Annotated in this window: 10 protein-coding genes and 1 pseudogene; 4 read left to right on the top strand and 7 right to left on the bottom strand. The window is 71.4% G+C overall.

The annotated features are described in order from the left end of the window. Positions 1-11: 11 nt before the first annotated feature. Together CCS38_RS26350 and ureA are read right to left on the bottom strand one after the other, a co-directional pair. Positions 12-1,715 carry an urease subunit alpha gene (locus CCS38_RS26350; RefSeq protein ID WP_223735813.1) on the bottom strand — a complete coding sequence of 568 codons (1,704 nt, stop codon included), beginning with the start codon at positions 1,713-1,715 and terminating at the stop codon, positions 12-14. Then, positions 1,712-2,410 (bottom strand): urease subunit gamma, encoded by a 699-nt coding sequence (ureA, locus tag CCS38_RS26345; RefSeq protein WP_223735812.1) that lies wholly within the window; start codon positions 2,408-2,410, stop codon positions 1,712-1,714. Before ureA ends, CCS38_RS26350 begins: the two co-directional genes overlap by 4 nt. A gap of 177 nt (positions 2,411-2,587) precedes the next feature. On the opposite strand from ureA, the gene CCS38_RS26340 reads away from it, so the two are divergent. Next, positions 2,588-4,018, top strand: a complete 1,431-nt coding sequence (locus CCS38_RS26340; protein WP_223735811.1) for a cytosine permease — start codon at positions 2,588-2,590, stop codon at positions 4,016-4,018. Positions 4,019-4,103: 85 nt separating this feature from the next. Here CCS38_RS26340 and CCS38_RS26335 read toward each other — a convergent pair whose 3' ends face one another. Further along, positions 4,104-5,210 carry a branched-chain amino acid aminotransferase gene (locus tag CCS38_RS26335; RefSeq protein ID WP_223735810.1) on the bottom strand — a complete coding sequence of 369 codons (1,107 nt, stop codon included), beginning with the start codon at positions 5,208-5,210 and terminating at the stop codon, positions 4,104-4,106. A gap of 272 nt (positions 5,211-5,482) precedes the next feature. Next, positions 5,483-6,523, bottom strand: coding sequence for a 3-isopropylmalate dehydrogenase (locus CCS38_RS26330; protein ID WP_223735809.1), 1,041 nt, complete (start codon positions 6,521-6,523; stop codon positions 5,483-5,485). Between the two features lie 127 nt (positions 6,524-6,650). Here CCS38_RS26330 and CCS38_RS26325 point away from each other — a divergent pair, with 127 nt between their 5' ends. Beyond that, on the top strand, positions 6,651-8,264 hold the full coding sequence (locus tag CCS38_RS26325) for a purple acid phosphatase family protein (protein WP_223735808.1): 1,614 nt from the start codon (positions 6,651-6,653) through the stop codon (positions 8,262-8,264). 12 nt (positions 8,265-8,276) lie between these two features. Here the strand turns inward: CCS38_RS26325 and CCS38_RS26320 are convergent, their stop codons facing one another. Next, positions 8,277-9,317, bottom strand: a complete 1,041-nt coding sequence (locus tag CCS38_RS26320; protein ID WP_223735814.1) for an NAD(P)-dependent alcohol dehydrogenase — start codon at positions 9,315-9,317, stop codon at positions 8,277-8,279. Positions 9,318-9,621: 304 nt separating this feature from the next. Between CCS38_RS26320 and CCS38_RS26315 the strand changes: the two genes are divergently transcribed. Then, entirely contained in the window at positions 9,622-9,759 is a 138-nt protein-coding gene (locus tag CCS38_RS26315; protein ID WP_169746137.1) for a hypothetical protein, read from the top strand. Between the two features lie 51 nt (positions 9,760-9,810). Here the strand turns inward: CCS38_RS26315 and pruA are convergent, their stop codons facing one another. Both pruA and CCS38_RS26305 read right to left on the bottom strand, forming a co-directional pair. Next, complete coding sequence (gene pruA, locus CCS38_RS26310; RefSeq protein WP_223735807.1) at positions 9,811-11,442, bottom strand: L-glutamate gamma-semialdehyde dehydrogenase; 1,632 nt, start codon at positions 11,440-11,442, stop codon at positions 9,811-9,813. A gap of 68 nt (positions 11,443-11,510) precedes the next feature. After that, entirely contained in the window at positions 11,511-12,437 is a 927-nt protein-coding gene (locus tag CCS38_RS26305) for a proline dehydrogenase family protein (RefSeq protein ID WP_223735806.1), read from the bottom strand. 202 nt (positions 12,438-12,639) lie between these two features. On the opposite strand from CCS38_RS26305, the pseudogene CCS38_RS26300 reads away from it, so the two are divergent. Continuing rightward, a pseudogene (locus CCS38_RS26300) lies at positions 12,640-13,348 on the top strand (PucR family transcriptional regulator); the annotation flags it as partial.

The following is a 13,348-nucleotide window of genomic DNA, read 5'->3' as shown; positions in this document are numbered from 1 at the left end:
ACCGCTGTGGCTCAGAGGAAGTACAGCCGCGAGAGCGACACGTACTCGGCGGGGTCGGAGCGCATCGGGGCGCCGTCCAGCGTGACCAGGCCGCTGTCGCCGTCGACCTGGACGCTGCCGACGCGGTCGTTCAGCAGCAGGTCGCGCGGGCCGATGCCGCGGGTGCCGCGGACGGCGACGCGCCGGCGGCGGGTGGGCAGCGAGTCGAAGGCCCGGCCGGGCGAGCCTGCCGCGGCCGCGGCTCCGCTGACGAAGGCGACGGACAGGTCGGCGGCGGTGGCACCGTGCGCGCCGAACAGCGGGCCCATGACGAGCGGTTCGCAGGTGTCGGTGGCGGCGTTGGGGTCGCCGGTGACGCCCCACGCGGGGAAGCCGGACTTCAGCACCATCTGGGGCTTGGCGCCGAAGTAGCGCGGCTGCCACAGCGCGATGTCGGCCATCTTGCCGACCTCCAGCGAGCCGATCTCGTGGGAGAGGCCGTGCGCGATGGCGGGGTTGATCGTGAGCTTGGCCATGTAGCGCAGGACGCGCGCGTTGTCGTCGTGCGCGCCGTCGCCCTCCATGGGGCCGAGCTCGGCCTTCATCTTCCCGGCCATGGCGAAGGTACGGCGGACGGTCTCGCCTGCGCGGCCCATGCCCTGCGCGTCGGAAGAGGTGATGCCGATGGCGCCCAGGTCGTGCAGGACGTCCTCGGCGCCCATCGTCCCGGCGCGGATCCGGTCGCGGGCCATGGCCGCGTCGCCGGGCAGGTCGGTCTTCAGGTCGTGGACGGAGACGATCATGCCGTAGTGCTCGGCGACCGCGTCCCGCCCGAAGGGCAGGGTGGGGTTGGTGGAGGAGCCGATGACGTTCTCGACGCCGGCCATCTTCAGGACGTTGGGTACGTGTCCGCCGCCGCAGCCCTCGATGTGGAAGGCGTGGATCGTACGGCCGTCCAGGACCTTCAGGGTGTCCTCGACGGACAGGCACTCGTTCAGGCCGTCGCTGTGCAGCGCGACCTGGACGTCGTGCTCCTCGGCGACGCGCAGGGCGGTGTCCAGGGCGCGGGTGTGCGCGCCCATGTCCTCGTGGACCTTGAAGCCGGAGGCGCCGCCCTCGGCGAGTGCTTCGACGAGCGGGGCCGGGTCGGAGGACGAGCCGCGGCCGAGGAAGCCGATGTTGACGGGCCAGGCGTCGAAGGAGTTGAAGGCGTGCCGCAGGGCCCAGGGCGAGTTGACGCCGACGCCCCAGACGGGGCCGAACTCCTGGCCGATGATCGTGGTGACGCCGGAGGCGAGGGACGCCTCCATGATGCGCGGCGAGAGCAGGTGGACGTGGGTGTCCACCGCGCCCGCGGTGGCTATCAGGCCCTCGCCGGAGACGATCGAGGTACCGGTGCCGACGACGACGTCGACGCCGTCCATGGTGTCGGGGTTGCCGGCCCGTCCGATGCCGCTGATGCGGCCCTCGCGGATGCCGATGGAGACCTTGCGGATGCCCTGTACGGCGTCGATGACCAGCACGTTGCTGATGACGACGTCGCAGGTCTCGCGGACGGCGGCGGCCTTGAGGTGCAGTCCGTCGCGGGCGGTCTTGCCGAAGCCGGCGAGGAATTCGTCGCCGGGCTTCTGGGCGTCGGACTCGACGCGGACGACGAGGCCGGTGTCGCCCAGGACGACCCGGTCGCCGGCCCGCGGGCCGTGCACGGATGCGTACTCCTGCGGATCGATGGTCATGCCCGCTCCTCCTCGGTCTCCGCCCCCAGATAGCCGCAGGCGGCCGCCCGCCGCAGTGCTTCTTCCTTCGCGCCCGGCGCGTCCAGCGGGCCGTCGACCAGGCCCGCGAAGCCGATGGCGATCCGGTCGCCGCCGATCGGTACGAGGCCGACCTCTTCCTCGGCGCCCGGGTCGAAGCGCTGGGAGGAGCCGGCGGGGACGTTGAGCCGCATGCCGTAGGCGGCGGCGCGGTCGAAGTCCAGCCGGGGGTTGGCCTCGAAGAAGTGGAAGTGGGAGGTGACGCTGACGGGGACGGTCGCGGTGTTGCGGACGCGGACGGTCAGCGCGGGTTCCGGGGCCTCGTCGGCGGGCCCCGGCAGTATCGCGCCCGGCGCGGCGTCGCCCTGCGAGCCCCCGCCGATCGGGTCGCTGACCACGGCGAGCCGGGAGCCGTCGTCGAAGACGGCTTCGACGTGCACCTCGGTGACCACGTCGGCGACGCCGGGCAGCACGTCGTCGGGGCCGAGGACCGCGCGGGCCGCCGCGATGGCGTCGGCCAGCCGGCCGCCGTCCCTGGCCACCTCGCAGACCGTGTCCGCGACCAGCGCGGTCGCCTCGGGCACGTTCAGCTTCAGGCCGCGTGCCCTGCGCGCTCTCGCCAGCTCGGCGGCGCCGAACAGCAGCAGCCGGTCGCGCTCGGTCGGGGTCAGCCGCATGCCACCACACCTCCTGATCGATTTGAACGTCACTCTAACCAAGAAAACCCGTTGTCCGAAAGGGTTGACCGCGCACAGGGGCATGGGTCACATTGAGCGCCGCTCAATAAAAGCGGAACGCCACACACCGGGGCGGTACCGCCCAGCACTCGTCCGGCCTCTCAGAGGAGCCCTCTCATGCCGATCGAACAACGCGGAGTCGACACGATCCCCGATGAGGAGCGCACCAGCCGCCCCCGCGACCTCGTCTCCATCCTGCTCGGCTCGAACCTCGCCCTCGGTGTGGTGATCTTCGGCTGGCTACCGGTCTCCTTCGGACTGGGTTTCTGGCCGTCGGTGACCTCCCTCACCGTGGGCACCCTCGTCGGCACGCTGCTCACCGCGCCGCTCGCGCTGGTCTCCCTGCGGACCGGCACCAACCTCTCCACCAGCAGCGGCGCGCACTTCGGCGTGCGCGGCCGGCTCGTCGGCTCGGTGATCGGCCTGCTGCTCTCGCTCGGCTACACCGCGCTCACCCTCTGGGTCGGCGGCGACGCGGTCGTCGGCACCCTCGCCCGGCTCATCGGCCTGCCCGACAGCGGCGCGAGCTACGCGGCCGTGTACGCACTGCTCGCGGTCTGCACCGCGGCCGGCGCGGTCTACGGCTACAAGCTGCTGCTCCGCCTCTCCCGCGCCCTCGCGCTCGGCATGAGCGCGATCCTCCTCGTCGGACTCTTCGCGTACGCGCCCGACTTCACCACCGCGGCGCCGCAGGGCAGCGAGTACCTCCTCGGCGCCTTCTGGCCCACCTGGCTGCTCGCGGTCGTCTCGGCCGGCCTCAGCGGCCCGATCGCCTTCATCACCCTGCTCGGCGACTACACGCGCTACATCTCCCCGCGCCGCCACACCTCCCGCAAGGTCTTCCTCGCGACCTGTCTCGGCCTGGTCGCGGGGCTGCTGGTCCCCCAGCTCTTCGGCACCTTCACCGCCCTCGCGGTCGACGCGATCGACGACTACGCCGGGCCGCTCGTCGCGGGCGCCCCCTTCTGGTTCCTCGTCCCGCTCTTCCTCGCCGCCTCGGCCGGCTCGGTCGGCAACGCGGGCCTGATGCTGTACTCCATGGGCCTGGACCTGGACGCGATCCTGCCGCGGGCCACCCGTACCCAGGCCACGTACGTGGTCGCCGCGGTCGCCACGTTCTTCGTCTACCTCGGCCACTTCGCCTGGGACGCGCAGGACGCGATGACCTCCTTCGTCCTGCTGCTCACCGCGGTCGGCACGCCCTGGGCGGTACTCACCGTCATCGGCTTCGTCCGCTGCCGCGGGGTCTACGACTCCGAGGCGCTGCAGGTCTACAACCGCCGCGCCCGGGGCGGCCGTTACTGGTACACGGCGGGCTGGAACCTGCCCGCGACGGTGACCTGGGCAGCCGGCTCGCTCGTCGGCCTGGCCGCGGTGGACACCCCCCTCTACACCGGCCCGCTCGTCCCGTACACCGGCGGCATCGACCTGTCCTTCCTGCTGTCGGCGCTGGTCACGGGCGCGCTGTACGGGGTGCTGACGCGGCGCCCGGCGACGGTGCCGGCGACCGTGGTCCCGGTGGAGGAGGCGCCGGCGGAGGTGCCGTAGCGGCCTTCCGGAGGCACGAGGACGGGCCGCCCCGGACGCGGATATGTACGCGTCCGGGGCGGCCCGTTGCCGTGGTGCGGCGGGGTCACCCCAGGGGGTGCATCCAACCGTGGGTGTCCTGCGCCGTGCCGCGCTGGATGTCCAACAGCGCCTCGCGGAGCTTCATGGTGACCTCGCCGGGCTCGCCGCCGCTCTGGGTCCACTCGGCGCCCTTGCGCTTGACCGTGCCGACGGGCGTGATCACCGCGGCGGTGCCGCACGCGAAGACCTCGGTGAGCGTGCCGTTCTCGGTGTCGGCCTGCCACTGGTCGATGGAGACGCGGGCCTCCTCCGCCTCGTAGCCCAGGTCGCGGGCGACGGTGAGCAGGGAGTCCCGGGTGATACCGGCGAGCAGCGAGCCGGTCAGCGTCGGCGTGACGATCTTCGGCTTCTCATTGGACTCAGCCCCGTACACGAAGTACAGGTTCATGCCGCCGAGCTCCTCGACCCACTTGTGCTCGACCGCGTCGAGGTAGGCGACCTGGTCGCAGCCCTTCTCGGCGGCCTCGGCCTGGGCGAGCAGGGACGCGGCGTAGTTGCCGCCGGTCTTGGCGTCGCCCATGCCGCCGGGGACGGCGCGCACGCGGTCCTCGGACAGCCAGATGGAGACGGGCTTCACGCCGCCGGGGAAGTAGGCACCGGCGGGCGAGGCGATCACGATGAACAGGTACTCGTTGGCGGGCTTCACGCCGAGGCCGACCTCGGTGGCGAACATGAACGGGCGCAGGTAGAGCGACTCCTCGCCGCCGTGCGCGGGCACCCAGTCGCGGTCCTGCCGGACCAGCGCGTCGCACGCCGCGATGAAGGTCTCGACGGGCAGCTCGGGCATGCCCAGGCGGCGCGCGGAGCGCTGGAAGCGCGCGGCGTTGGCCTCGGGGCGGAAGGTCGCCACGGAGCCGTCGGCCTGGCGGTACGCCTTCAGGCCCTCGAAGATCGTCTGCGCGTAGTGCAGCGTCATGTTCGCCGGGTCGATCGAGAGCGGCGCGTACGGAACGAGCTGTGCGTCGTGCCAGCCGCGGCCCTCCGTCCACTTGATCGTCACCATGTGGTCGGTGAAGTGCCGGCCGAAGCCGGGGCCGGCCAGGATCTTCTCCCGCTCCGCGGCGGGCAGCGGGTGCGAGGAGGGCTTGAGCTCGATCGTGGGCGTCGTCATGAGTGCGTGTCCTTCACCGGTGTGGTTGTGGCGGCTGCGCACGCGCGGCGTCCGGTCAGTACATGGACGTCCGAGCTTCCCCTGGTGCGTGGCCCCACGTCCGATTATCGCTCGGCTGGGACCGCGGAGAGGAAGGAGGTGGCGTAGTGCGCGTGCGTGGCCTGGGGTCGATGGTCGCACCCAACCGGCGAGTAGCCCAGCGGCCGGGCGCTTGGGAGCGCTGCCGCTGGGCTACGGGAACAGCTTTCAGCTGTTTGTGTGGAGCAGCGGCGTCAGCCGGCTACTCGGCCGGCGAGCGCGTCGCCGATCTCGTCGGTGGTGCGCGGGGTGCCGTCGCGGCCTTCGAGGTCCGCGGCGACGGCCTCCTCGATGCGGGCGGCCTCGGCCTCGTAGCCCAGGTGCCGCAGGAGGAGCGCGACGGAGAGGATCGTCGCGGTCGGGTCGGCCTTGCCGGTGCCGGCGATGTCCGGGGCCGAGCCGTGGACGGGCTCGAACATGGACGGGAAAGCGCCCGAGGGGTTGATGTTGCCGGAGGCGGCCAGGCCGATGCCGCCGGTCACGGCGGCGGCGAGGTCGGTGAGGATGTCGCCGAAGAGGTTGTCGGTGACGATGACGTCGAAGCGCTCCGGCTGCGTGACGAAGAAGATCGTCGCGGCGTCGACGTGCAGGTAGTCGGTGGTGACCTCGGGGTACTCCTCGCCCACCTTGTCGAAGATCTTCTTCCACATGTGGCCGGCGTGGACCAGGACGTTGTTCTTGTGGACCAGCGTCAGCTTCTTGCGCGGGCGGGCCTGGGCGCGCTCGTACGCGTCCCGGACGACCCGCTCGACGCCGTACGCCGTGTTCAGGCTCACCTCGGTGGCGACCTCGTGGGGCGTACCGGTGCGCAGGCTGCCGCCGTTGCCGGTGTACGGGCCCTCGGTGCCCTCGCGGACGACGATGAAGTCGATGTCGGGGCGGCCGGCCAGCGGGGTGCCGGTGTTCGGGAAGAGCTTCGACGGGCGCAGGTTGACGAAGTGGTCAAAGGCGAAGCGGAGCTTCAGCAGCAGACCGCGCTCCAGGACACCGGAGGGCACGGACGGGTCGCCGATGGCGCCGAGCAGGATGGCGTCGTGCTGCTTGAGCGACTCCATCTCGGCGTCCGGCAGCGTCTCGCCGGTGGCGTGCCATCGCTTGGCACCCAGGTCGTACTCCTTGGTTTCCAGCTTCACGTCCTGCGGGAGGACGGAGGTCAGGACCTTGAGGCCCTGGGCCACGACTTCCTGGCCGATACCGTCACCGGGGATCACTGCGAGGCGAATGCTGCGAGACATGCCTGGACCCTACTCTTCGTCCCAGGGGCTGACACCCGGTGTCCGGCATGCGGACTGTGAAGGTTCGGTCAACCGCAGTTAACCCTGTATATGCCATCCGGTTTCCGGGTGGTGGCACATTCCCGGCATGGCTTCACGTGAGACCCCCCACTCCCCCGACATTCCCCGCTTCGGCATCCCCGAGCGGCTCGCCGCCCGGATGTCCATGGCCGAGCAGCACGAGTACCTGCGCACCAAGCTGTCCCGCCGCGGCCTGCTGCGCACCTCGGCCGCCGGTGCGGGAATCGTCGCGGGCAGCGGCCTGCTCGGCTCCACCACGGCGTGCGCGGCGCCGCGCTCCACCACCCTGCTCTCCGCGCCCGCCACGACCGCGGTGGACGGCTCGATGGTGGCGCCCTTCGGCCGGCACCTGCAGTTCGGCGCCGACCCGAAGACGCAGCTGCGGGTCTCCTGGCAGGTGCCGTTCGCGGTGAAGCGGCCGTACCTGCGGGTGGGCCTGAAGCCGTGGGACCTCAGCCGCAAGGTCGAGGCGGAGGTGCGGGACCTGCACACCCCCGCGCTCACGAAGAAGCTGCCGGCCGTCGACCAGTACTACCTGCACGCCGCGCTGGACGGCCTCAAGCCCGGCACGACGTACTACTACGGCGTCGGCCACGACGGCTTCGACCCGGCCGACGCGCGCCACATCGGCACGATCGGCACCTTCCGCACCGCGCCGGCCCGCCCCGAGAAGTTCACCTTCACCGCCTTCGGCGACCAGGGCGTCAGCTACCACGCGCTCGCCAACGACCAGCTGATCCTGGGTCAGAACCCCTCCTTCCACCTGCACGCGGGCGACATCTGCTACGCCGACCCGGACGGCCAGGGCTCGGAGGACGACACCTACGACGCGCGGGTCTGGGACCAGTTCCTCGCCCAGACCGAGACGGTCGCCAAGTCCGTGCCGTGGATGGTGACGACCGGCAACCACGACATGGAGGCGTGGTACTCGCCGAACGGCTACGGCGGCCAGAACGCCCGCTGGTCCCTGCCGGGCAACGGCCCGGACGCGAAGAACGCCCCCGGCGTGTACTCCTTCACCTACGGCAACGTCGGCGTCGTCGCCCTGGACGCCAACGACGTCTCGTACGAGATCACCGCCAACACCGGGTACACCGGCGGCCGGCAGACCAAGTGGCTGGACCGCCGCCTCGGCGAGCTGCGCGCGGACAGGGCCATCGACTTCATCGTGGTCTTCTTCCACCACTGCGCGTTCTCCACGACCGTCTCGCACGCCTCGGACGGCGGCGTCCGCGACGCCTGGCTGCCGCTCTTCGAGAAGCACGGCGTGGACCTGGTGATCAACGGCCACAACCACATCTACGAGCGCACCGACGCCATCAAGGGCACCGACGTCTCGCGCAAGGTGCCGGTCGGCGGCAGCGTGGACTCCGCGCGCGAGGGCATCGTGTACGTCACGGCAGGCGGCGCGGGCAAGGAGCTGTACAAGTTCCCCGTGCCGGACAGCTACGAGGGGCACGTGAAGGACCTGGACGAGGTCGACACGTACCACTGGAGCAAGGGCGGCGGGAAGAACACCGAGAAGGTGGAGTGGTCGCGGGTGCGCTACACCGGCTTCTCGTTCCTCGCGGTGGAGGTCGAGACCGGGCACCGGCCCCGGATGAAGGTCACGGCGCTCGCCGAGACCGGCGAGCGCATCGACCACTTCGACGTGGAGCGCACGTCCCGCACCACCCGCTGAGGGGCTGCGGGGTCAGCCGTTGGGGAGGATCACGGCCCGGCCGTTGATCTTCCCCGCGTGCAGCCGCTCGTAGGCCAGCGGCGCGTCGTCGATGCCGTACGTCTCGACGTGCACCGACAGCGCCCCGGCCCGCGCCAGGTCCAGGACCTCGGCCAGCTCGCCGCGGCTCCCCCAGTACGGGGAGGACACCGAGACCTCGTACGCCGAGGTGCCGAAGCCGACGGGCAGCGCGCCGCCGCCGAGGCCGACGATCGTCACGTCCGCCTCGACCGCGGCCACCGCGCCCGCCGTGGTCACGGTGGACGCCGCGCCGACGAAGTCCAGGACCAGCTGGGCGCCGAGGCCGCCGGTCAGCTCGCGGGCCTTCGCCGCGGCGGCCGCGTCGGAGAGCACCGTCTCGTGCGCGCCGACCTCGCGGGCCAGCGCCAGCTTCGCCTCGCTGAGGTCGAGGGCGATGACGCGGACCGGGCTGAGCGCGCGCAGCAGCTGGACGGCGATGTGGCCGAGGCCGCCCGCGCCGATGACGACGGCGGTGGAGCCGGGGACCAGCTTGGGCAGCGAGCGCTTGATCGCGTGGTACGGGGTGAGGCCCGCGTCGGTCAGCGGCACGGCCCGGACGGGATCCAGGCCGCCGAGGGGCACGAGGTGCCGGGCGTCGTCGATCAGGAGGTACTCGGCGAGGGCACCGGGCTCGCCGAGCCCCGGCGGGCGGATGCCCAGCTCGGGGGCGCGCAGGCAGTAGTTCTCCTTGCCCTCGGCGCACTTGGCGCAGGCGCCGCAGCCCCACGGGCCGTAGACGGCGACCGCGTCGCCGGCGGAGAAGGCGGTGACGCCCTCGCCGAGCGCGGCGACCGTGCCCGCGCCTTCGTGGCCGAGGGTGAGCGGCAGCGGGAAGGGCAGCGCTTCGGCCGGCCATTCCATGACCGCGATGTCGGAGTGGCACACGCCGGCGGCGGTGACCTTCAGCAGTACCTGGCCGGGGCCCGGCTCGGGGACCGGCACCTCGACGACCTCGGGTGCGGCACCGACCGTCCGGTACTGCACGGCCTTCATCGTGGCCTTCATGAGAACCTCCTCGTTCTCCGCGCGACCCCCTATACATGCACTGTACAACTAAAGCCGCGGCGACCCCGCCGTCTCAGATAGTAGGAAGCCCAAGTAATTGTGCAGACATCACGGCCCTACTGTCCTACTTTTGTAGAAGCCGAACGTCTCGCTCCACCCAGCGATGGCGGCTCCGGCCGGCGCGCATCCACAGGCGACCCCTGGCGCGACCTGGCCCCGCCCGCTCCGGCGTCGCATTCCGCCTTCGTGGCATCTCGGGGATCGATCAGACGATTCTTAAGGAGACGTGGTCATGGCCGACACCGCTGCCCCCGCCCGCAGGATCCGCCACCGTGTGCGTACGTCCGGCGAGACCGACCGCAGGAACGCCGCCGCTGCCCTGCAGCGCGCCCTGGACCGCCGCGACAACGGCGGCGCGACCGGGCACTGAAACGCGAAACCGCCCCCGGCCCGACGGCCGGGGGCGGTGCGCTTCCGTACCTCAGCCCATGTGCGGGTAGCGGTAGTCGGTCGGAGCGACCATCGTCTCCTTGATGGAGCGCGGCGACATCCAGCGCAGCAGGTTGAACTTCGAACCCGCCTTGTCGTTGGTGCCCGAGGCGCGGCCGCCGCCGAAGGGCTGCTGGCCGACGATCGAGCCGGTCGGGCGGTCGTTGATGTAGAAGTTGCCGGCCGCGAAGCGGAGCTTGTCGGAGACCTCGGCGACGACCTGCCGGTCCTTGGCGAGCACGGCGCCGGTCAGGGCGTAGGCCGAGGCCGACTCCATCTGCTCGACGGTCGCGTCGAAGTCGGCGTCCTCGTAGACGTGCACCGCGATGATCGGGCCGAAGTACTCGGTCTTGAAGACGTCGTTCTCCGGGTCCGAGCAGGCGATGACGGTCGGGCGGACGAAGTAGCCCACCGAGTCGTCGTACGTGCCGCCCGCGATGATCTCGCACGCCGGGTCGGCCTTGGCCGCGTCGATCGCGGCCTTGCTCTTGGCGAAGGAGCGGTCGTCGATGACGGCGCCGATGAAGTTCGACAGGTCGGTGACGTCACCCATGGCCAGGCCCTCGACCTCGGCGGCCAGCTCGTCCTTGAAGCCGTTCTCCCAGGTGGAGCGGGCGATGTAGGCACGCGAGGCGGCCGAGCACTTCTGGCCCTGGTACTCGAAGGCGCCACGGGTGATGGCGGTCTTCAGGATCGCCGGGTCCGCGGTGGGGTGCGCGACGATGAAGTCCTTGCCGCCGGTCTCGCCGACCAGGCGCGGGTAGGAGCGGTACTTCTCGATGTTCTGGCCGACCTCCTTCCACAGGTACTGGAAGGTCTTGGTCGAGCCGGTGAAGTGCACGCCGGCCAGCTCCGGGTGCGGCAGCGCGACCTCGGAGACCTCCTTGCCGTCACCGGTGACCAGGTTGATCACGCCCTTGGGCAGCCCGGCCTCCTCCAGCAGCTCCATCAGCAGGACGGCGGAGTGGGTCTGGGTCGGGGACGGCTTCCAGACCACCACGTTGCCCATGAGGGCGGGGGCGGTGGGCAGGTTGCCGGCGATCGCGGTGAAGTTGAACGGCGTGATCGCGTAGACGAAGCCCTCCAGCGGGCGGTGGTCCAGGCGGTTCCACACACCGTTGGGCTGCATCAGCGGCTGCTCCTGGAGCAGCTCACGCGCGAAGTGCACGTTGAAGCGCCAGAAGTCCACCAGCTCACAGGGCGCGTCGATCTCGGCCTGCTGGGCGGTCTTGGACTGCCCCAGCATGGTCGAGGCGGCGATCGTCTCGCGCCAGGGGCCGGCCAGCAGGTCGGCGGCCTTCAGCAGGATCGCCGCACGGTCGTCGAAGGACATCGCGCGCCAGGCCGGGGCCGCGGCCAGCGCCGCGTCGACGGCCTCCTGCGCGTCGGCCTTGGTGGCGTTGGCGTACGTACCCAGCACGGCCTTGTGATTGTGCGGCTGGACGACGTCGAAGCGCTCACCGCCGCCCATCCGCTTCTCACCGTTGATCGTCATCGGGAGATCGATGGGGTTCTCGGCGAGCTCCTTGAGCTTCGCCTCCAGGCGGGCGCGCTCCGGGGAGCCGGGGGCGTAGCCGTGCACCGGCTCGTTGTACGGGGCGGGGACGTGGGTCACAGCGTCCATGGCGGCCGTGTCTCCTTCTGTCGGGTGCGGGTGCGGAGTATGTACGGGACCGGATCCGGCCCCCGGGGTCAGCTGCGGGTGAGCAGCGAGCGGGCGAAGAACGCGAGGTTCGCGGGGCGCTCGGCGAGCCGCCGCATGAAGTAGCCGTACCAGTCGGTGCCGTAGGCGACGTAGACGCGCACGCGGTGGCCCTCTGCGGCGAGCCGGCGCTGCTCGTCATCCCGGATGCCGTAGAGCATCTGGAACTCGTAGTCCTCGTTCTTGCGGCCGGCGCGGAAGGCGAGGTCCTGGGCGATGGCGACCATGCGCGGGTCGTGCGACCCGACCATCGGGTAGCCCTCGCCCGCCATCAGGATCTTCAGACAGCGGACGTACGCCTTGTCCACCTCGGCCTTGTCCTGGTGAGCGACGGTGGCGGGCTCCTTGTACGCGCCCTTCACCAGCCTCACTCGCGAACCTTCCCCGGACAGCGCGCGGCAGTCGTCCTCGGTACGGAAGAGGTAGGACTGCAGGACGGCGCCGGTCTGCGGGAAGCGCTCGCGCAGCTCGCCGAGGATGGCGAGGGTGGAGTCCACGGTGGTGTGGTCCTCCATGTCCAGGGTGACCGTCGTGCCGATCGCGGCGGCGGCCTCGACGACCGGGGTGACGTTCTTCAGGGCCAGCTCGTGGCCGCCGGGCAGGGCCTGCCCGAAGGCGGAGAGCTTGACCGACATCTCGGCACGGGTGCCGAGGCCGAGCGGCTTGAGGCCCTCGACCAGCTCCAGGTAGGCGTCGCGGTTGCGGAGCGCCTGCGCGGGGTCGGTGATGTCCTCGCCCAGCACGTCCAGGGTGATCTCCAGGCCGGCGTCGGCCAGGGAGCGGACTGCGGGGACGGTGTCGCCCAGCGTCTCGCCCGCGATGAAGCGGTCGACGACGGAGCGGGTGACCGGCGCGGCCGAGACGAGACGGCGCATTTTGTCGCTGCGCGCAGCGGCGAGGATCACGGGACCCAGCACGGGACACCTCCACGGTTCACGGATGACAGATGCCGAGCGTGCGGGGCGCGCCGGCAGGTCGAGCCACCAGAAACGTAAGTTTCACGGTACGTCGGTAGCCATCGACAGCTGTCACGCCTTCGTGTCCGGCATCTCAGACAGATGTATGAGAATGTGCCGTGACATCTGACGCAGAGGTGACCTGAGAGGAGCCGTACGGCGCATGCCAGGGGACTACGAGCAGCTGGTGGACGAGATCTCGGCGGCGCTCGGCGCACCCGCGACGCTGGAGGACCGGGACTTCCGGCTGATCGCGTTCGGCGCGCACGAGGGTGACGACGACTCGATGATGGACCCGGTACGGACCCGGTCGATCCTGCAGCGCCGGTCCACGGCGGCGGTCCGCGCCTGGTTCGAGGGGTTCGGCATCGCCCGCGCCAAATTCGCGCTGCGCATCCCGCCGGACCCGGCGGCCGGGGTCTTCAAGGGCCGCATCTGTCTGCCCGTACGCCACCGGGGCATCGTGCACGGGTACGTCTGGCTGCTGGACGACGGGCACCTCAGCAATCTGGAGCTGGGCGGGCGCGGGACGCCGCCCGATCCGCGCATCGAGCAGGCCATGGAGACCGCCGCGCGGATCGGCGCGCTGCTCGCGGCCGAGGCCCGGGCCGGTGCCGAACTGGGCGATCTGCTGCGGGAGTTGCTGCTGAGCGGAGGGTCCGAGCGACAGGCGGCGGCGGACGCGCTACGGGATGCGTTGCGGCCGGGTGCGGCCGAGGCGCCGCTCGCGCTGGTCGCCGTGGCGCCCTGGGACACCTCCGACACCGACGCGGCACCGCTGCCGGGGCTGCCGGGGCTGCTTGCGGCGAGCGCGATGCCGTCGTGCGCGGCCGGGTCCGGGGACGCGGGCGAGCGGCCCGGCGGGCCGCCCG

This window comes from Streptomyces purpurogeneiscleroticus, assembly GCF_020024005.1.
In the GTDB taxonomy this organism is placed as follows: Bacteria; Actinomycetota; Actinomycetes; order Streptomycetales; family Streptomycetaceae; genus Streptomyces; species Streptomyces purpurogeneiscleroticus.
The sequence above is the reverse complement of the archived record's forward strand: the minus strand, read 5'-3'. Positions and strand labels throughout refer to the sequence as shown.